The sequence below is a fragment of the Verrucosispora sp. WMMA2121 genome, from assembly GCF_027460185.1.
Lineage (GTDB): Bacteria > Actinomycetota > Actinomycetes > Mycobacteriales > Micromonosporaceae > Micromonospora > Micromonospora palythoicola.
The window spans coordinates 1,104,235-1,123,792 of record NZ_JAPZBH010000006.1; the positions used below are offsets into that span (position 1 = coordinate 1,104,235).

At 73.5% G+C, this 19,558-nt stretch carries 18 protein-coding genes; 7 read left to right on the forward strand and 11 right to left on the reverse strand.

All coding sequences use genetic code 11. From position 1 onward, the window contains the following. Nucleotides 1-6: 6 nt before the first annotated feature. The 4 genes from O7605_RS14010 to hutH are packed head-to-tail and all read left to right on the forward strand — an operon-like array spanning nt 7 to nt 5,309. On the forward strand, nt 7-1,221 hold the full coding sequence (locus O7605_RS14010) for an allantoate amidohydrolase (RefSeq protein WP_443083925.1): 1,215 nt from the start codon (nt 7-9) through the stop codon (nt 1,219-1,221). After that, nucleotides 1,218-2,579 carry a formimidoylglutamate deiminase gene (locus tag O7605_RS14015; RefSeq protein WP_269739592.1) on the forward strand — a complete coding sequence of 454 codons (1,362 nt, stop codon included), beginning with the start codon at nt 1,218-1,220 and terminating at the stop codon, nt 2,577-2,579. The genes O7605_RS14010 and O7605_RS14015 overlap by 4 nt, the downstream gene beginning before the upstream one ends. After that, on the forward strand, nt 2,572-3,777 hold the full coding sequence (hutI, locus tag O7605_RS14020; protein WP_269739593.1) for an imidazolonepropionase: 1,206 nt from the start codon (nt 2,572-2,574) through the stop codon (nt 3,775-3,777). The genes O7605_RS14015 and hutI overlap by 8 nt, the downstream gene beginning before the upstream one ends. Further along, nucleotides 3,774-5,309, forward strand: a complete 1,536-nt coding sequence (hutH, locus tag O7605_RS14025) for a histidine ammonia-lyase (protein WP_269739594.1) — start codon at nt 3,774-3,776, stop codon at nt 5,307-5,309. Before hutI ends, hutH begins: the two co-directional genes overlap by 4 nt. A gap of 25 nt (nt 5,310-5,334) precedes the next feature. On the opposite strand, the gene rdgB is transcribed toward hutH, so the two are convergent. The 11 genes from rdgB to O7605_RS14080 form a co-directional block, all read right to left on the reverse strand. After that, nucleotides 5,335-5,952, reverse strand: a complete 618-nt coding sequence (gene rdgB / locus O7605_RS14030; protein ID WP_269739595.1) for an RdgB/HAM1 family non-canonical purine NTP pyrophosphatase — start codon at nt 5,950-5,952, stop codon at nt 5,335-5,337. After that, nucleotides 5,949-6,677 carry a ribonuclease PH gene (gene rph, locus O7605_RS14035; protein WP_269739596.1) on the reverse strand — a complete coding sequence of 243 codons (729 nt, stop codon included), beginning with the start codon at nt 6,675-6,677 and terminating at the stop codon, nt 5,949-5,951. The genes rdgB and rph overlap by 4 nt, the downstream gene beginning before the upstream one ends. Nucleotides 6,678-6,747: 70 nt before the next feature. After that, a complete protein-coding gene (locus O7605_RS14040) occupies nt 6,748-7,911 on the reverse strand; it encodes a glycosyltransferase (RefSeq protein WP_269742632.1) in 1,164 nt (387 codons plus the stop codon). Between the two features lie 86 nt (nt 7,912-7,997). Continuing rightward, nucleotides 7,998-9,143, reverse strand: coding sequence for a glycosyltransferase family 4 protein (locus O7605_RS14045; protein WP_269739597.1), 1,146 nt, complete (start codon nt 9,141-9,143; stop codon nt 7,998-8,000). An 89-nt stretch (nt 9,144-9,232) separates the two neighbouring features. Continuing rightward, on the reverse strand, nt 9,233-9,979 hold the full coding sequence (locus tag O7605_RS14050) for an MBL fold metallo-hydrolase (RefSeq protein WP_164445898.1): 747 nt from the start codon (nt 9,977-9,979) through the stop codon (nt 9,233-9,235). 268 nt (nt 9,980-10,247) lie between these two features. Then, nucleotides 10,248-11,213 carry a PLP-dependent cysteine synthase family protein gene (locus O7605_RS14055; protein WP_269739598.1) on the reverse strand — a complete coding sequence of 322 codons (966 nt, stop codon included), beginning with the start codon at nt 11,211-11,213 and terminating at the stop codon, nt 10,248-10,250. 10 nt (nt 11,214-11,223) lie between these two features. Next, nucleotides 11,224-11,583, reverse strand: a complete 360-nt coding sequence (locus tag O7605_RS14060) for a MoaD family protein (RefSeq protein ID WP_164445900.1) — start codon at nt 11,581-11,583, stop codon at nt 11,224-11,226. A gap of 65 nt (nt 11,584-11,648) precedes the next feature. Then, nucleotides 11,649-12,137 (reverse strand): Mov34/MPN/PAD-1 family protein, encoded by a 489-nt coding sequence (locus O7605_RS14065; RefSeq protein ID WP_164445901.1) that lies wholly within the window; start codon nt 12,135-12,137, stop codon nt 11,649-11,651. A gap of 54 nt (nt 12,138-12,191) precedes the next feature. After that, the gene (locus tag O7605_RS14070; RefSeq protein ID WP_269742633.1) at nt 12,192-12,686 is read right to left on the reverse strand and encodes a DUF2017 domain-containing protein; all 495 of its coding nucleotides are present in this window, start codon (nt 12,684-12,686) and stop codon (nt 12,192-12,194) included. A 61-nt stretch (nt 12,687-12,747) separates the two neighbouring features. Continuing rightward, a complete protein-coding gene (clpS, locus tag O7605_RS14075; RefSeq protein WP_093401920.1) occupies nt 12,748-13,038 on the reverse strand; it encodes an ATP-dependent Clp protease adapter ClpS in 291 nt (96 codons plus the stop codon). Between the two features lie 157 nt (nt 13,039-13,195). Further along, on the reverse strand, nt 13,196-14,626 hold the full coding sequence (locus O7605_RS14080; RefSeq protein ID WP_269739599.1) for a hypothetical protein: 1,431 nt from the start codon (nt 14,624-14,626) through the stop codon (nt 13,196-13,198). A gap of 286 nt (nt 14,627-14,912) precedes the next feature. Between O7605_RS14080 and O7605_RS14085 the strand changes: the two genes are divergently transcribed. Genes O7605_RS14085 through O7605_RS14095 form a run of 3 tightly spaced genes read left to right on the forward strand, consistent with a single transcriptional unit; the run spans nt 14,913 to nt 19,487 of the window. Beyond that, on the forward strand, nt 14,913-17,588 hold the full coding sequence (locus O7605_RS14085) for a LuxR C-terminal-related transcriptional regulator (RefSeq protein ID WP_269739600.1): 2,676 nt from the start codon (nt 14,913-14,915) through the stop codon (nt 17,586-17,588). 16 nt (nt 17,589-17,604) lie between these two features. Beyond that, a complete protein-coding gene (locus tag O7605_RS14090; RefSeq protein WP_269739601.1) occupies nt 17,605-18,891 on the forward strand; it encodes a nicotinate phosphoribosyltransferase in 1,287 nt (428 codons plus the stop codon). A 14-nt stretch (nt 18,892-18,905) separates the two neighbouring features. Next, nucleotides 18,906-19,487, forward strand: coding sequence for an isochorismatase family protein (locus O7605_RS14095; RefSeq protein WP_269739602.1), 582 nt, complete (start codon nt 18,906-18,908; stop codon nt 19,485-19,487). The last annotated feature ends 71 nt before the right edge of the window (nt 19,488-19,558 follow it).

A 19,558-nucleotide genomic window follows, 5' to 3' on the forward strand; every position in this document is an offset into this window, starting at 1 on the left:
CTCTTGTTGACGCATTCGGCAGCGGACCAGCACCGGCTGGACAGGTTCCGGCAGCTCTGGGACGAGATCGCCCCGATCGGGCGGGACGAGCGCAGCGGCGGCTACCTGCGGTACGCGCTTACCGAGCCGGAGCTGCGGCTACGGCAGTGGTTCCGGGCGCAGGCCGCCGAGCGGGCCATGCCGGTGACCGACGACGGCAACGGCAACCTGTTCGCCTGGTGGGGTGACCCGGAGGCCGGGGAGGCGGTGCTGACCGGCAGCCACTTCGACTCGGTGCCGCACGGTGGGGCGTACGACGGTCCGCTGGGCATCGTGAGCGCCTTCCTCGCGGTCGACGAGCTGCGCGCCGCGGGTGTCAGGCCGGCCCGGCCGGTGGCGGTGGCGGCGTTCGTGGAGGAGGAGGGTGCCCGGTTCGGCGTACCGTGCCTGGGGTCCCGGCTGCTCACCGGCGCGCTCGACGTCGAGCGGGCGGCCGGGTTGCGCGACGCCGACGGGGTGAGCTTCGCCGAGGCGCTGGATGACCGGCCGGCGGGTGCCCGACCGGAGCTGCTCGGCCGCTTCGCGGCCTTCGTGGAGTTGCACGTCGAGCAGGGCCGCGCGCTCGTCGAGCAGGACGCGCCGGTGGCCGTCGCGAGCGCCATCTGGCCGCACGGCCGCTGGCGCTTCGACTTCACCGGCGAGGGCAACCACGCGGGTACGACCCGGATGGTCGACCGCCGGGACCCGATGCTGACGTACGCGTTCACGGTGCTCGCCGCCAACAAGGAGGCCCGGCTGCGTGGTGCCCACGCCACCGTCGGTCGGGTGGCGGTGGAGCCGAACGCCACGAACGCGATTCCGTCCCGGGTGACCGGCTGGCTGGACGCCCGCGCGGCCGAGCCGGAGACGCTGACCGGGATGGTGGCGGCCGTGCACGGCAAGGCCACGGAGCGGGCCCGGCGCGACGGTACTCAGGTGACGCTGACCGAGGAGTCGGCAACCCCGCTGGTGGCCTTCGACGGCGAATTGGCCGACCGGTTGGCCGGGCTGCTGGCCGCGCCGGTGCTGCCCACCGGGGCGGGGCACGACGCCGGAGTGCTCGCCGCCCACGTGCCCACCGCGATGCTGTTCGTCCGCAACCCGACCGGGGTGTCGCACTCCCCCGCCGAATCAGCCACCGACGCCGACTGCGCCACCGGGGTGACCGCGCTGGCCCGGGTGCTGGAGGAGTTGCTCCGATGACCGCCATCCGTTGGCTCGCGGAGTACGCCTGGCTCCCCGGGGAGGCCGAGCCGACCCCGGACGTGCTGATCGAGACGGTGCACGACCGGATCACCGGCGTCACAGCGCTCACGCCCGGCGGCCGGCCCGACGCCGGTGTCGAGGTGCTGGCCGACGCGGTGCGGCTGCCGGGGCTGACCCTGCCGGGGCTGGCCAACGCGCACTCGCACGCGTTCCACCGGGCGCTGCGCGGGCGTACCCACGCCGGGCGCGGCGACTTCTGGAGCTGGCGCGACCAGATGTACGCGGTCGCCGGCCGCCTCGACCCCGACTCGTACCTGGCGCTGGCCCGGGCGGTGTACGCCGAGATGGCGCTGGCCGGCATCACCTGTGTGGGCGAGTTCCACTACCTGCATCACGGGCCGGGCGGCAGCCGGTACGCCGACCCGAACGCGATGGGCGCGGCGCTGGTCGAGGCGGCGGCCCAGGCGGGGATCCGGCTGACCCTGCTGGACACCTGCTACCTGACCGCCTCGGTGGACGGCCGGCCGCTGGTCGGGCCGCAGCAGCGGTTCGGTGACGGCGACGCGCTGCGGTGGGCGGAACGGCTCGACGCGTTCAACCCGGACGGCGGGCACGCGCGGCTCGGCGCCGCGATCCACTCGGTACGCGCGGTGCCGGCCGAGCAGCTCGCCACCGTGGCCGGCTGGGCGCACCGCCGCGACGCGCCGCTGCACGTGCACCTGTCGGAGCAGCCCGCCGAGAACGACGCCTGCCGGGCGGTGCACGGGTGCACCCCGACGCGGCTGCTCGCCGAGCACGGGGTGCTCGGCCGGGCCACCACGGCGGTGCACGCCACCCATCCGACAAGCGCCGACGTGGGGCTGCTCGGCGACAGCCGGACCGCGGTCTGCCTCTGCCCCACCACCGAGCGGGAGCTGGCCGACGGCATCGGTCCGGCCCGCCGGATGGCCGACGCCGGCATTCCGCTGAGCCTGGGCAGTGACAGCCACGCCGTGATCGACCCGTTCGAGGAGGCACGCGCCGTCGAGCTGGACGAGCGGCTGCGCACCCATAGGCGGGGCCACTTCACCCCGGTGGAGCTGTTCACCGCCGCCAGCAGCGCCGGGCACGCCGCGCTGGGCTGGACCGACGCCGGCCGGATCGCCGTCGGTGACCGCGCCGACCTGGTCACGGTGCGGCTGGACAGCGTACGCACGGCCGGCGTGATCCCGGCGGGCGTCTGGTTCGCGGCGAGCACCGCCGACGTGGCGCAGGTGGTGGTGGACGGTCAGGTGCTGGTCCGCGACGGTCGGCACGTGCGGGTGGACGTGGCGCAGGAACTGGCCATCGCGATCACGGAGGTCACCCGTGTCTAGTCTGCTGGTGGACAACATCGGTGAGCTGGTCACGAATGTGGCCGGTCGCGGCGAGGGCGGGCCGCTGGGGATCCGGCGACGCGCTGCGGTGCTCGTCGAGGACGGCGAGGTGGCCTGGGTGGGCCCGGCGGCCGACGCGCCGCCCGCGGACCGGCGGATCGACGCCGCCGGTGCGGCCGTGCTCCCCGGGTTCGTGGACAGCCACGCCCACCTCGTCTTCGCCGGGGACCGGGCCGCCGAGTTCGCCGCCCGGATGACCGGCGAGCCGTACACCGGTGGCGGTATCCGCACCACGGTCGGCGCCACCCGGGCCGCCTCCGACGGCGAGCTGCGGGCCACCGTGCGCCGGCTGCGCGCGGAGGCGCTACGGCAGGGCAGCACCACGATCGAGATCAAGAGTGGGTACGGCCTCACCGTCGCCGACGAGGCCCGCTCGCTGCGGATCGCCGCCGAGGTCACCGGGGAGACCACCTTCCTCGGCGCGCACGTGGTGCCGGCCGAGTACGCCGACCGCCCCGACGAGTACGTGGGGCTGGTCTGCGGGCCGATGCTGGCCGCCGCCCGGCCGTACGCCCGCTGGATCGACGTGTTCTGCGAGCGGGGCGCCTTCGACGCCGACCATGCCCGGGCGATCCTGACCTGCGGGCAGGCGGTCGGCCTGGACGTGCGGGTACACGCCAACCAGCTCGGCCACGGTCCGGGCGTGCGACTCGGGGTCGAGTTGGGCGCGGCCAGCGTGGACCACTGCACCCACCTGACCGACGCCGACGTCGACGCGTTGGCGTCGACGCGGTTCGACTGCGTGTGCCACGAAGGCGGGCACACCACGACCGTCGCCACCCTGCTGCCCGGTGCCGAGTTCTCCACCCGGTCGCCGTACCCGGACGCGCGCCGGCTGCTCGACGCCGGTGTCACCGTGGCGCTGGCCACCGACTGCAACCCCGGCTCGTCGTACACCTCGTCGATGCCGTTCTGCATCGCGCTGGCCGTCCGCGAGATGGGGATGACCCCGGCGGAGGCGGTCTGGGCCGCGACCGCCGGTGGCGCGCGGGCGCTGCGCCGCGACGACATCGGCGTGCTTCGGCCCGGTGCCCGCGCCGACCTGATCATCCTCGACGCGCCGTCCCACCTGCACCTGGCCTACCGGCCCGGGGTGCCTCTCGTCCGCCAGGTCCTGCACAACGGAGTACCGCGATGACCGTCACCGTCCAGCCCACCGGAATCACCCCCGCCGACGTGCGCGCCGTGGCGCGGGGCGGCGCCAAGGTGGTCCTCGACCCGGCCACCGTCGGAGCGATGGCCACCAGTCGGTCCATCGTGGACGGTATCGAGGCCGCCGGTCGTCCCGTGTACGGCGTGTCGACCGGTTTCGGGGCCCTGGCGAACACCTTCGTCGCTCCCGAGCGTCGCGCCGAGTTGCAGCACGCGCTGATCCGGTCACACGCCGCCGGCGTCGGCGCGCCGATGCCCCGGGAGGTGGTGCGGGCGATGATGCTGCTGCGGGTCCGCTCGCTGGCGCTCGGCCGCTCCGGGGTACGTCCGCTGGTCGCCGAGGCCCTGGTGGACCTGCTCAATCACGAGGTCACCCCGTGGGTGCCGGAGCACGGTTCGTTGGGCGCCTCCGGTGACCTGGCCCCGCTGGCGCACTGCGCGCTGGTGCTGCTCGGCGAGGGCTGGGTGCTCGGCCCCGACGGCGGACGGGTGCCCGCCGCCGAGGCGCTGCGCCGGGCCGGCCTCACCCCGATCGAGCTGGCCGCCAAGGAGGGGCTGGCGCTGATCAACGGCACCGACGGCATGCTCGGCATGCTGCTGCTGGCCATCGACGACGCCGCCCACCTGTTCACCATGGCCGACGTGACCGCCGCCCTCGCCATCGAGGCGATGCTCGGCTCGGAACGGCCGTTCCGGCCGGAACTGCACGCCATCCGTCCGCATCCCGGGCAGGGCGTCTCGGCCGCCAACATCCACCGGTTGTTGCAGCACTCGGCGGTGATGGACTCGCACCGCGACGACCTGGCGCACGCGGTGCAGGACGCCTACTCGATGCGCTGCGCACCGCAGGTGGCCGGCGCGGCCCGGGACACCCTGGACTTCGTCCGGACGACCGCCGCCCGGGAACTGGTCTCGGTGGTGGACAACCCGGTGGTGCTGCCCGACGGTCGGGTCGAGTCGACCGGGAACTTCCACGGCGCGCCCCTGGGCTTCGCGGCGGACTTCCTGGCCATCGCCGCCGCCGAGGTGGGCGCGATCGCCGAGCGTCGGGTGGACCGCCTGCTCGACGTCACCCGGTCCCGGGACCTGCCGGCGTTCCTCTCCCCCGACGCCGGGGTCAACTCCGGGCTGATGATCGCGCAGTACACGGCCGCCGGCATCGTCGCCGAGAACCGCCGGCTGGCCGCGCCGGCCTCGGTGGACTCGCTGCCCACCAGTGGCATGCAGGAGGACCACGTCTCGATGGGCTGGGCGGCGACCAAAAAGCTGCGTACCGTGCTGGACAACCTGGCCAGCCTGCTCGCGGTGGAACTGCTGGCCGCCGTACGCGGTCTGCAGCTGCGGGCGCCGTTGGTTCCGTCACCGGCCGGGCGGGCGGCGATCGCCGCGCTCGGCGGAGCCGTCGGCGAGCCCGGCCCCGACGTCTTCCTCGCCCCGCTGATGGAGGCCGCCCGCGCCGTACTGGCCGGCCCCGACCTCCGTAGCGCCATCGAACAGGAGATCGGTTCCCTCGGCTGACGCGACGGCGCGGGAGAGCGGGCGGTCAGCTGACCGGCGGGAGCACCTTGGCGACCAGGGCGGCCAGCTCGCGCAGCGCCTTGCCGCGGTGGCTGATCGCGTCCTTCTCCTGCGGGGTCAACTCGGCGTTCGTGCGGTCCTGACCGTCGCCGAGGAAGATCGGGTCGTAGCCGAACCCGCCGTCGCCGCGCGGAGCACGCAGCAGGCGACCCGCCTGGCGGCCGTCGACCAGGTGTTCCTTGCCGCCAGGCAGCACCAGCGCGACGGTGCAGACGAAGGAGGCGCCCCGGTGCTCGTCCGGCACGTCGCCGATCTGGTCGAGCACGAGTTGGAGGTTGGCCTGGTCGTCACCGTGCCGCCCGGCCCAGCGGGCGCTGAACACCCCCGGCATCCCGTTGAGCGCGTCGACGGCCAGCCCGGAGTCGTCGGCGATCGTCGGCAGCCCGGTACGCCGGCAGCCCTCCCGGGCCTTGATCAGCGCGTTCTCCCCGAAGGTCAGGCCGGTCTCCGGCAGCTCCGGGTACGCCTCGACGTCGTCGAGCCCGATCAGCGCCACCCGGTGCGCACCCAGCGCCCCGTCCAGGATGCGCTGCAACTCGATCAGCTTCTTCTGGTTCCGCGTGGCGAGCAGCACCTTGTTCATGGGAGTAGCGCCTTCCGCTGGGCTTCGGCCAGATCCAGGCAGCCGACCACGGCCAGGTCGAGCAGGGCGTCGAGCTGGTCGCGGGCGAAGACACCGGCCTCGCCGGTGCCCTGCACCTCGACGAAGTCGCCGGTGCCGGTGCAAACCACGTTCATGTCGACCTCGGCGGCCACGTCCTCGTCGTAGCACAGATCCAGGCGCGGCTCACCGTCGACCACACCGACGCTCACCGCCGCCACCGACCGGTGCATCACCTTCTCCGGCTGCCCATTCAGGGCCTTGCGGGCGGCGAGCCAGTTCACCGCGTCGTGCAGCGCCACGTAGGCACCGGTGATCGCGGCGGTCCGGGTGCCGCCGTCGGCCTGCAGCACGTCGCAGTCGAGCACGATCGAGTTCTCACCGAGCGCCTTGAGGTCGATCGCGGCGCGCAGGCTCCGGCCGACCAGCCGGGAGATCTCGTGGGTACGCCCACCCACCCGGCCCTTGACGCTCTCCCGGTCGGATCGGGTGTTCGTGGCCCGGGGCAGCATCGCGTACTCCGCGGTCACCCAGCCCAGCCCGGAGCCACGGCGCCAGCGCGGCACCCCCTCGGTGACGCTCGCGGTGCAGAGCACCCGGGTGCCGCCGAACTCCACGAGCACCGAGCCCTCGGGATGGGTGCTCCAACCGCGGGTCAGGGTCACCGGTCGAAGTTGGTCGGGTCGCCGCCCGTCAGGTCGCGCCATCCCTGCACCCTATGTGGTCCGCCGATCGGACCCGCCCCGGGTGTCGACCGCTCCCGGCCAGCCGCCGCGATCACCGGTCGGTGCGACCACCGGTCGGCGCGATCATTGCTCGGCGCGACCATTGCTCGGCGTGGGCGCCGTGCGCGCGGAGGAACCCGGCGACCGCCGCCGGCCAGCCGAACTGCTCCGCCCGGTGCCGGGCAGCGGCCCGTCGGGCGGCCTCGGGGCGCGACAGCAGCTGACCGATGGCCGCGGCGAACGCCGCCGGGGTGCCGTCGGCGGCGATCCCGCCCGGACCGACCACCTCGGGCAACGCGCTGGCCGCGTTCACCACCACCGGGGTACCGCAGGCCAACGCCTCCAGCCCGGCCAGGCCGAAGGTCTCCACCGGCCCCGGGGCCAGAACCACGTCGGCGCTGGCCAGCACCGCCGCGAGGGTACGACGGTCGGGCAGGAAACCGGTGAAGGTGACGGGAAGGTCGGCCGCGCGCCTTTCCAGCGCGGCGCGGCGCGGACCGTCGCCGACCATCACCAGCACCGCCGGCACACCGGCCCGGCGCAGCTGTGCCAACGCGTCGACGGCCAGCTCGGGCCGCTTCTCCACGGACAGCCGCGCGCAGTGCACCAGCAGCACCTCGCCCGCGCCCGCGTACCGGTCCCGGACCTCCGGATCGGCGCGGCCGGGGTGGAACGTGTCCAGGTCGACACCGAGCGGTACCAGGTCGACGTGGGGCACGCCGATCCGGGCGAACTCCTCGGCCGCCCATCGGGTGGTGCAGACGATCCGGTCGTACCGGCGGGCCGTGTCGGCGTTCAGCCGGTCGGCGAGCCGCCGCCCCAGCGGACCGGGTACGCCCCAGGCGCCCAGCAGACCGGTGAGGGACTCGTGCGAGACCATCACCGACGGCACGCCGTTCGCCCGCGACCAGTCGCCGGTCCAGCGCAGCGTCGCACGGTCGGACACCTCCAGCCGGTCGGGTGCGAGCGTGGTCAGCAGCCGCGCGAGCCGACGGCGGGCGGTCAGCAGCCGGTAGCCGCCACTGTGCGGCAGCGGTGGTCCGGCGAGGGTGACCACCCGGCCCCACGGATGTCGTTCGTCGTCGTCGCGGCGGCCGGGCACCACCAGCACGGGTTCGTGCCCGGCCGCCCGGTAACCCTCGCCCAGCTGCTGCAACGCGGTGCGCAGCCCACCGGAGGTCCCGGTGACGAAGCTGGCCAACCGGACGATCCGCAGCGCACCGCCGGGGGTGCCCGCGACCTGGGTCGTGGTGGTGGCGCCGGTACTCCGGGTGGTGCTGGTGCGGTCCGGGTGGCTGCCGGTCACGACGCCGCCGGCAGGTCGACGGCCGGGATGCTGGCGCGGGCGGCCCGGTAGTGCCCGACGAGTTCGTCGCCGACCGCCGCCCAGCTGCGTCCGCTCACCTCGGCGCGCGCCGCGATGCCGTACGCCTGCCGGCGGGCCCCGTCGGCGGCCAGCCCCGCGACCGTCTCGGCGATCGCCAGGTCGTCCCCGGGCGGCACCAGCTCGCCGGTCTGCCCCGGGGTGACCAGGTCGACCGGCCCGCCACTGGCCGGCGCGACCACCGGCACCCCGCTGGCCAGCGCCTCCTGGACGGTCTGGCCGAAGGTCTCGTGCGGACCGGTGTGCACGAACAGGTCCAGGCTGGCGTAGAGGCGGGCCAGCGCCTCGCCGTGCTGGACGCCGAGGAACCGCACGCCGGGCAGGTCCCGTTCGAGCTGGCGGCGGACCGGGCCGTCACCGGCGACCACGACCCGGACGCCGGGCAGGCGGGCCGTGGCGGCGAGCAGGTCGACCCGCTTCTCCGGGGCGAGCCGTCCCACGTAACCGATCAGGAGTTCCCCGTTGGGGGCGAGGGTCCGGCGCAGGCTCGGGCACCGTTTGTCCGGGTGGAAACGCTCCGCGTCGACGCCCCGGCGCCACAGCCAGATCCGCTGCACGCCGTGCGCGGCGAGGTCCTCGGCGGCCCGGGTGGAGGGTGCCAGGGTCCGGCGGGCCGAATTGTGGATCTCCCGCAGCCGCCGCCAGGCCGCGGCCTCACCCCACCCGACCCGGTACGCCCGGGCGTACGCGGCCACGTCGGTCTGGTAGACGGCGACGGTGGGCAGCCCGTGCCGGGCCGCCAGCGTTGCCGCCCGGGCGCCGAGGATGAACGGACTGGCCAGGTGCACCACGTCGGGCGAGTGCTCCAGCAGCACCCCGGCCAGCCGGTTGTTCGTCGGCACGCCGAGCCGGAAGCCCTGGTAGCGCGGCAACGGCACGCTCGGGATGCGGACCACCGGGTACGGGTACCGGTCGGTGGCGCGGCGCAGCGTCCCCGGCGGGGCGGGTGCGATCACCAACGGCTCGTGGCCGCGGGCGACGAGGTGCTCGGCGGCCCGCACGACCGAGTGGGCGACTCCGTTGACGTCGGGCGGGAACGACTCGGTCACGATGGCGATCCGCATGTCTTCACCGTCGTGGTGGCAGCGAAGGTCCAGGAGACGTCCACTTGACCACCCGGCGAACAGTGCGGCACGAACCCGCGCCCGGCGGGTCAGACCTCGTAGCAGGCGCCGGGACGGACCACTTCCAGCGGGCCGGCGTACGCGGCGGAGGCGGCCGCCACGGTGAGTGCCTCGCTGCCCCAGGCGGGAACCAGATGGGTCAGCAGCAGCCGCCCGACGTTGGCCTTGGCGGCCGCCTCGCCCGCCTCACCGCCGGTGAGGTGCAGGTCCGGCGGGTTGTCGACGCCGTCGAGATAGCTGGCCTCGCAGAGAAAGACGTCGGCGTTCTGGGCCAGACGCAGCAGCGCCTCGCAGGGAGCGGTGTCCGAGGAGTAGCAGAGCACCCGGCCGGCGTGCTCCAGGCGTACGCCGTAGGTCTCCACCGGGTGCAGCACCCGGTCGACGGTGACGGTGAACGGGCCGATCGGGAAGGTGCCGGGTTGCAACGCGTAGAACTGGTAGACGTCCTCGACGGTGCTGTCCTCCTGCCCGTACGCGGTGGCGAGCCGGTCCGGGGCGCCGGCCGGCGCGTAGACCGGCAACGGCGGGTACGGCCCGTCCGGGGCGTACCGCCGCACCACCACGTAGGTGGCGGCGTCGAGGATGTGGTCGCAGTGCAGGTGGGTCAGCAGGATGGCGTCCGGGGCGTGCAGCCCGGCATAGCGTTGCAGGGTGGACAGTGAGCCCGAGCCGAAGTCGACCAGGAGCCGGAAGTCCTCGGCCTCGACCAGGTAGGCCGAGCAGGGGGACTCGGGTCCGGGGAAGCTGCCCGCACAGCCCAGGACGGTCAGTCGCATCGAGTTGTCTCGCTGTCACGGTAGGTAGTGAACGTGCCGGCCGCCGCTCCGGCGGTGATCACTACCGACGCGTACGCCACGCTGCGCAGCCTACGCCCGCGCGTGCAAGGGCAAGAATGATCTGCTGGAAGTTGTCATCAACGTGACACCGGTTTCGCCCGTCCGATCGAGCACCCGTCGCCGAAGTGGTCGGTCCGGGTGGACCGACGCGACGAGGGCCACCGGCGCGATGCCGGTGGCCCTCGTCACATGTCGATCGCGCCGCAGGTCAGGCCCAGAGCTGACCGTCCAGCGCCTCCTCCGCGTCGGCGAGCGTCCCGCCGTACGCGCCGGTGCTCAGATATTTCCAACCGCCGTCACTGACCACGAACGCCACATCGGCCCGGCGGCCGGCCCGCGCGGCCTCGTGGGCCACCGACAGCGCCGCGTGCAGGACCGCGCCGGTGGAGAAGCCGACGAACAGCCCCTCGACCTCCACCAGTTGCCGGGTACGCAGTACCGCGTCCCGGGTGCCGACGGAGAACCGGCGGGTCAGCACCGACGCGTCGTACAGCTCCGGGACGTACCCCTCGTCGATGTTGCGCAGCCCGTAGACCAGCTCGCCGTAGCGGGGCTCGGCGGCGATGATCTGGATGCCCTCGACCTTCTCGCGCAGGTAGCGCCCGGTGCCCATCAGGGTGCCGGTGGTGCCGAGCCCGGCCACGAAGTGGGTGATGGTCGGCAGGTCGTGCAGCAGCTCGGGCCCGGTCGTTTCGTAGTGCGCCCGGGCGTTCGCCTCGTTGCCGTACTGGAAGAGCATCACCCAGTCGGGATGCTCGGTGGCGATCTGCTTGGCCGTGGCCACCGCCTGGTTGGAGCCGCCCGCCGCCGGCGAGAAAATGATCTCCGCGCCGTACATCCGCAGCAGCTGCACCCGCTCGGTGGACACGTTCTCGGGCATCACACAGACCAGCCGGTAGCCGCGCAGCTTGGCCACCATGGCCAGGGAGATGCCGGTGTTACCACTGGTCGGCTCCAGGATGGTGTCGCCGGGCCGGAGGCGGCCGGCCGCCTCCGCGGCGCGGACCATGAACAGGGCGGCCCGGTCCTTGACGCTGCCGGTGGGGTTGCGGTCCTCGAGCTTCGCCCACAGCCGCACCGGCGGCGCGCCCTCGGGCACCGTGGGTGACAGTCGGGGCAGCCCCACCAGGGGCGTTCCCCCGCAGGCGTCCAGCAGGCTGTCGTACCGCGTCATCGCGGCCGCCTCAGCTCGCGGTGACGCGCGCCCGGCGCTCGGCCGGCGCGGCCCCGACGTGCTGCGCCATCGCCGCCGCCGCGGCGAAGCCGAACGCGCCACCGGCCACCGCGGGCAGGATGGTGACGCTGTCGCCGTCGTTGAGCTTGGCGTCCAACGCGCCGAGGAAGCGCACGTCCTCGTCGTTGACGTAGACGTTGACGAAGCGGTGCAGCGCGCCGGCCTCGGTGACCAGCCGGCCACGCAGCCCGGAGTGCCGCGAGTCCAGGTCGGTGAGCAGGTCGTTCAGCGTGTCACCGCTGCCCTCGACGACCTTCGCGCCGCCGGTGTAGCTGCGCAGGATGGTGGGGATGCGAACCTCGATGGCCATGGTGTCGTACTCCTCGATCGGGTAGGTGCTCGGTGACGGGAAGGGCGTGCGGGGGCTGAGGGTGGTCAGCGGCCCGAACACTCGTAGTCGACCGTCGCCGGGCTCTGCCCGAACATGTATGACTGCACGGCGTGTGGATCCACGCCGGCGTCGAGGATCCGCACCGGCTCCTCGGTCACCACGCCGTCCACGATGCGGAAGGAGCGGATCTCCTCCGTGTCGGGCTCGCGCGTGGAGACGAGGAGGTAGTGGGCGTCGGGCTCACCGGCGAAGGAGATGTCCGTCCGTGACGGGTACGCCTCGGTGGCGGTGTGCGAGTGGTAGATGACCACCGGCTCCTCGTCCCGGTCGTCCATCTCACGCCACACCCGCAGGTGCTCCATCGAGTCGAACTCGTAGAAGGTCATCGACCGGGCGGCGTTCTCCATGGGGATGTGCCGGGTCGGCGTGTCACTGCCGACGGGACCGGCGACCACACCGCAGGCCTCGTCGGGGTGATCCCGACGGGCGTGGGCGACGATCGCGTCGACGATCGACCGGTCGATGCTCAGCACGCCGCCAAGGGTAACGCCCGATGCCGGCCGACCGCGAGGCGGCGCCGGTCACAGTCAGTCGATCAAGGCGTTGAGCAGGGACTCCTGCAGGTACCCGAGGTACGCGTAGACCGAAAGCTGGAACACCCGGCTGGAACTCGGATCGTCGGCGACCGCGTCGTCGAGCTCCGCGCCCAGGTCCGTCCCGTCCTTGATCTCCAGCCGTACGCCCATCGCCAGCCGGGCGTCGTTGAGCGCCCGCAACCACGCCTCGGCCGCCTCGGCGTCCAGGCGTACCTCCCCGCCGCCGTCGCCGGGCAGGGCGGCCAGGATCGCACCGGCCTGATCGATCTTCGCGGTCTTCAGGTCACCTTCGGTGTACCGGCGGAACTCCGCGGTGCCCGTCGCGTCTTCCGGGTAGACCTCCGGAAACAGCCGGCAGACAACCGGGTCGGAGTGGTCGAAACCGTCGGTGAGCAGGCCGACCACCTCGGAGGCGACCTTACGGAGCACACGCACCTCGTCCACCGCGAAGGTGGCGATGTACCGGTCACCCCGGCGGCGGAACATGCTCACGGTGCCATCCCTGTTCGCGACTGCGGGGCTCGCAAACCCGGCTCACTCCTCGCGCTCACGACCGGTCCACCGTCGCCCAGAGACCGTACGCGTGCAGCTGGGAGGCGTCGTGCTCCATGCGTTCCCGGGCCCCGCTGGAGACCACCGCCTTGCCCTTGTGGTGCACGTCCAGCATGAGCTGCTCGGCCTTCTCCCGGCTGTACCCGAAAAGCTTCTGGAACACCCAGGTCACGTAGGTCATCAGGTTGACCGGGTCGTCCCACACGATCGTCACCCACGGTCGGTCGGCTGCCGGCACCTCATCGGTGTCCGGGGTCTCGACCGGTGCAACCTGCGGAGCCGCCATGCCCCCCATCGTGCCACCGGATCCGGGGAATCGAGGAACCGGAACGCCGGACCAGCCCGGATCACCACCCACGGCCGCACCCCCGCCCCGGTCGACCCCGTCCCGGGCGTGCGCGGATCCCCCGCCGGCACCGCCGGCAGGGTGGACGGCAGCCCGGTCAGGCGAGCAGGAGGCCGTGTTCGGCAGCATCGGACAGCACCGCGCCGAGCGAGAGCCGGACCGCCTCGAAGCGGCGGGCGACCTCCCGGGACAGCTCCAACTCGATCTCCCGCAACGCCCGCTGCGCCCAGGCCCGCGCCGCGCTCGGGTCGTTGTTGCCGGGCGAACGCCAGTGCTGCCAGCAGCCTCCGGACAGCGCCACGGCCACCGGTGGGAGCACCTCCGTACGGGGCGACGTGGGATAGGCGGACAGCATGTCGACAGCCGCCGGACCGGTGAGCGACGCCATGCCCGCCGTGCTGGTGACCAGCAACGCCCGCTCCAGCTCCTGCCCGGCGGGGTCGTCGACCAGACCCCAGCGGACCGCCTTGTCGATGCGCCGCCGAACCGCCTCGGGCAGGGGCGCACCGAAGAGCCGGCCGGCGGCGTCCTCGACGATTTCGCCGGCATGGTGGTCGCACTGCGCGGTGGCCAGCAGCGACAGCGCCGCCATCTCCTGGTCGAGCAGGTGCGGCAGGCCGGCGCAGCCGACGCCGAAGACGATCTGCTGCACCAGGCGCAGGTGCATGTTGGCCAGTTCCAGGGCAAGGTGCTGGCGGATGCGCCGGGCCGCCGTGCGGACCTGCCGGTCGAGCTGTTCCGACCATTCGCCCGGCTCGGCGAGGACCGGCACCCGGCCGCGCTCACCGGGCAACTCGGGCGGTTCCAGACTGCCCCGCCGTAGTTCCTCGGCGGACGCCCAGTCCACAAGTGCCCGCCGCAGGTCGGCCTCGCCGCCGGTGACCAGCGGAAACCAGCGGGCGTCGGCCAGCCCGGGCACGGCGGCGAGCAGCGCGGCCCGGTGCGCCTCGACGGTGACCGTGACCGGATCGACCGCCGGGCCGCCGGACTCCCCCGACTCCCGCACCGCCGCCGTACCCTCGCCGGCCGCCCAGCCGGCGGCGCCCGGCGTGACCGCGAAGAAGACCCGCACCGGTGTCCCGGCGAGGTCGGACAGCAGATTCAGCTCGGTGGCGCCGAACGACTGATCCGCCGCGATCACGAACAGCAGCGCCCCGGCCCGCCCCACCGCGTCGAGCAGGACGCCGCAACCGGCCGCACCCAGCGTGGCGATGTCCGGCGTGTCGACCACCACGAACCGTCTCACCAGCGGCTGGGGCAGGCTCAACTCGACCCGGCGCGGCGGCCGGGCCAGCGCCGGACCCGCAGCCGGCAGCTCGGGCCGGTAGGCGTGCGGCGTACGGTAGCCGGGCACGTAGGCGGCCCGGGTGGGTTCGGCGCTGTGCCGGATCACCAGCCAGCCGCCGCTCGGCACGGCGAGCAGCCCGGAGTCGAGTTCCAGCAGCGCGGCGAGGACTCCGGTGCGCCCGGCGTCGGCGGGCCCGGCCGCGACCACCGCGACCGGTTCCCGGGCGTTGGTGCTGGACACGCCGAGTCGCTCCGGAAAGGGCCGACGACCAGGCGGTCCCGCCGGGTCGTCGGGCGTGCCGAGGTGGTGGAGCGGGCCCGGCTTCATCAGGCGTCGGCCTCCGAGGCAGGGCGACCGGCAAGCCGGCCGCAGTGAGCATCCGGTGTCGACACTCGGATTCCGGAAGGGTACGGGGGCGAGCGTCGGGAACGGGACAATTGCGATACTCACCGGTAACTCTACAACTACTCAAGTTCGCCCTCGCGCGCTGCCGTACGGGCCACAGTTCCGTCGATATGCTGCGCGAATGAGTCGGTGGAGCTTCGTGGGCCGGGCTGAGCAACTCGACCGTCTCCGGATGGCGGTGGCCGGCGTCCGAGGCCGGGGAATCCTCTTCACCGGCAGTGCCGGCATCGGCAAGAGTCGCCTGCTGCACGAGGGTGTCGACGCGTTGCCCGGCGACAAGTACGCCGTCTGGCGGATCGCGGCCAGCGCCACCACCTCCGCGATGGCCTTCGGCGGCCTGGTCCAGGTGCTGCCGGAGCAGCCGCAGGGCCTGTCACCGGCCGGCATCCTGCGCTGGGCCGTCGACGTGTTGCAGCAGCAGGCCGCCGGCCGGCGGATCGTCCTCGCGGTCGACGACGCGCACCTGCTCGATCCACCGTCGGCCGCCCTGGTGCACCTGGTGGCCCGGGCGGAGAACGCCTCCGTGGTCGGCACCCTGCGCGACGGGGAGCAGATCCCACTGCCGATCCGAGCACTGTGGACCGACGGTCTGGTGGAGCGGGCCGAGCTGGGCCCGCTGCCGCCGGACGAGACGGCGGCGATGCTGACCGCCATCGTCGGCGGTCAGGTGGACAGCGGCTCCACCGACCGCCTGGGCCGGCTCAGCGCCGGCAACCCGCTGCTGCTGCGCGAGCTGGTACACGCGGCCACCAACAGCGGTGAACTCGTCGAGCGGTACGGCGTCTGGACCTGGACGGGCCGGCTGGAGCTGGCACCCAGCCTGACCGAACTGATCGACATCCGGATCGGCCAGCTCACTCCCGGGGTACGGGCGGTGGTCGAGCTGGTCGCGTTCGGCGAGCCGCTCGGCCTGCGGCTGCTGCACCAGGCCGTGGAACAGCACGACGTGGAGTACGCGGAGGAACGCGGCCTCATCACCATGGTGGAGTCCGACCGGCGCCTCGACGTCCGCCTGGCGCACCCGCTCTACGGCGAGGTGGTCCGCCGACAGTGCCCGGTGAGCCGGACCCGCAGGTTGCAGGCGCACCTGGCGGACCTGCTGGAGAAGGTCGGCAAGCGGCGGCGGGAGGATCTGCTGCGGGTGGCGAGATGGCGGCTGGCCTCCGGCACCGCGCAGGATCCGGCGATGCTGATCGCCGCGGCCGGTGAGGCGTTCGCTCGTTACGACGTGCCGCTGGCGACCCGGCTGGCCCGCGCGGCGCTCGACGCCGGTGGCGGGTTCGACGCGGCCGAACTGCTGGCGACCATCCTGATGTTCGCCGACCGGCCGGCCGAGGCGCTCGGCGTGCTCGACGCCGTCGCCACCGATGCGGGCCAGGAGGAACGGCTCAGTCGGTGGCTCACCGTACGCGGCATGGTCAGCTACTGGGGGCTGAGCCAGGCATCCACCGTCGAGGAGATCGCCGCCGAGGGCACCAAGCTGACCGACGCCGCCGCCCAGGCCCGGGTCCGCGCCTTCGAGGCGATCATGCGGCTGCACCGGCTGGACGCCCCGGCCGCACTCCGGCTCGCGCAGGGCGTGCTCGATCGCCCGGCGGCCAGTGTCGCCGCGCGCGAGCTGGCCCGCTGCACGATCGCACACCTTCAGGCCGTGCAGGGGCAACTGTGCCGCAGCGCCTCCGCGGTGGACCTGGTGCAGGCGAAGGTGGCCAGCTGGCGGGCCGACATGCCGTACCTGCAACTGGCGGTGGAGCTGGCCCGAGGCACCCGGCTGGCCCTCTCCGGCGACCTCGCCGGCATCGACGCGCTGGTGGCCGACGAGTTCGCCGACCTCGCCGACGCGGGTGACTTCCGGCTCGGCACCGGCTACCTGGCGATCCTGCGGGCGTACGCGGCGCGGCTGCGCGGACGCAGCGACACCGCGTTGCAGGCCGCGCTCAGCGCCTGCGCGGTGCTGGCGACCAGCCGGGTCTACGCGGGGCTGGCCCAGTCGGAACGAGCCCAGGCCGCCGCGTTGCGGGGCGACGCCCGGCAGGCCGCCGAGGCGATGGCCGAGGCCGACCGCCTCCACTCGCCGACCATGGTGGTGTTGTACCCGTGGCTGGAACAGGCCCGGGCGGCGACGCTGGCCGCCGGTGGTGAGCCCGCCAGCGCGGTGAAACGGCTGCACGACCTGGTGGACCGGCTGCGTGCTGACGGCTTCGCCGGACACGAGGCCCTGGTGCTGCACGATCTGGTGCGGCTGGGGCAGGCCGCGGCGCAGACCGGTCCGCGATGTTCCGACGGGGATCGCCGCACCGTGGCGCAGCGGTTGACCGAGCTGTCCGAGCAGGTCGACGGCGAGTTGCCACCGCTGCTGGCCCGGCATGCGCGGGCGTCGGCCGACGGCCTGCCGGAGGAGTTGCTCGGTGCCGCCGACGGCTTCGCGGAGCGGGGCCTCGACCTGCTTGCCGCCGAGGCCGTGGCGGAGGCCGTGCACCTGCTGCGGCAGCGTCGCTCGCCCGAGGTCGGACACGCCCGGCAACGGCTCGGCGCGCTACTCGCCGGATGTGACATGGTGCACACTCCGGCGCTCCAGGCGGCCACCCCGACGTTGACCGACCGGGAGTGGCAGGTGGCGCGGCTCGCGGCGGTCGGCGGCACCAGCCGCGCCATCGCCGAGCAGCTCTTTCTCTCCGCCCGCACGGTGGAGAACCACCTGCAACGGGTGTACACCAAGCTCGGCGTGACCAGCCGGGCGGAGCTGCGGGTGGCGCTCGGCACGATCCCAGGGCACGACGGCACGACGGCGATGTGAACCCTAGTCTGAGGGGGTGCACACCCTTCGTCCCGCGCTGCTGACCGACCACTACGAGCTGACCATGGTCAGCGCCGCCCTGCGGGACGGCACGGCTGACCGTCGGTGCGTGTTCGAGGTGTTCAGCCGGCGGCTCCCCGCCGGCCGCCGGTACGGCGTGGTCGCCGGCACCGCACGACTCATCGAGCTGATCCGCGCGTTCCGCTTCGACCCGGCCGAGATCGAGTTCCTGCGCCGCACCGGCGTGGTGGACGAGCCGGGTGCCGAATGGCTGTCGCGGTACCGGTTCACCGGCGAGATCGACGGGTACGCCGAGGGCGAGCTCTTCTTTCCCGGCTCGCCGATCCTGACCGTCTCCGGCAGCTTCGCCGAGTGCGTGGTGCTGGAGACGCTCGTGCTGTCGGTGCTCAACCACGACTGCGCGGTGGCTGCCGCGGCGGCGCGGATGGTCACCGCCGCCCGCGGCCGGGCGCTCATCGAGATGGGCTCGCGGCGGGCGCACGAGGAGGCGGCGGTCGCGGCGGCCCGGGCGGCCTATCTGGCCGGTTTCCGGTTCACCTCGAACCTGGCCGCCGGCCAGCGCTACGGCATTCCCACCGCCGGCACTGCCGCGCACGCCTTCACCCTGCTGCACGACGACGAGCGGGCCGCGTTCGCCTCCCAGGTCGCCACGCTGGGCAAGGACACCACGCTGCTGGTCGACACGTACGACATCAGCCAGGGCATCCGGAACGCCATCGAGGTGGCCGGGCCGGAGCTGCGGGCGGTCCGCATCGATTCCGGCGACCTGGCCGTGATCGCCCAGCAGTCGCGGCAGCTGCTGGACTCCCTCGGCGCCACCGAAACGAAGATCATCGTTTCGGGTGACCTCGACGAGTACGCCATCGCGGCGTTGGCCGCCGAGCCGGTGGACATGTACGGCGCGGGTACCGCCGTGGTGACCGGCTCCGGCGCACCCACCGCCGGGCTGGTCTACAAGTTGGTCGAGGTCGAGGGCCGTCCCGTGGTCAAACGGTCCGAGCAGAAGGCGACCATCGGCGGACGCAAGGTCGCGGTCCGCCGGCACAAGCCGACCGGGACCGCCACCGAGGAGATCGTCGTACCCCAGGGGGTGCCGGACCGCCGCCCCAACGACCGGCTGCTGCAACGGTCGTACGTCGTGGACGGGGAGCCGATGGCCCTGCCGACGCTCGACGAGTCGCGGGAGCACCTGCGGCAGTGCCTGATCTCGATCCCGTGGGAGGGCCTCAAGCTCTCCGCCGGCGATCCGGCCATCCCGGTCACCGTGGTACCCGCCGAGTGAGAGGAGTGGAGTCGGTGAGCAACGCGCTGATCATCGTGGACGTGCAGAAGGACTTCTGCGAGGGCGGCTCGCTGGCCGTGGCCGGTGGAGCGGGAGTCGCGGCCGGGATCTCCCGGTTACTGGCCGCCGAGCCGGACCGCTGGGATCACGTCGTCGCGACCAAGGACTACCACATCGACCCCGGCACGCACTTCGCCGACTCGCCGGACTACGTGAGCACCTGGCCCCGGCACTGCGTGGTCGGCACCCCCGGCTCCGAGTTCCACCCGGAACTGGCCACCGACCGGATCGAGGCGATCTTCCACAAGGGCGAGTACGCCGCCGCGTACTCCGGGTTCGAGGGGCAGGCCGACGACGGCGAAGGGCTGGCCGACTGGCTGCGGCGACGCGGCGTGGCGCGGGTGGACGTGGTCGGCATCGCCACCGACCACTGCGTACGGGCCACCGCGCTGGACGCCGCCCGGGAGGGTTTCACCACCACCGTCATGCTGGACCTGACGGCGGCGGTCGCGCCGGACACCACCGATGTCGCGTTGCGCGCGTTCGAGGGGGCCGGGATCACCACAATCGGTGCCCCTGTGATCAAAGCCGCATGAGCCGGTAAACCGTTGGCGGCCCTCGCGCCGGCGGTCGAGGATGTCCGGCGGAGGTACGGACCGACGTGAAC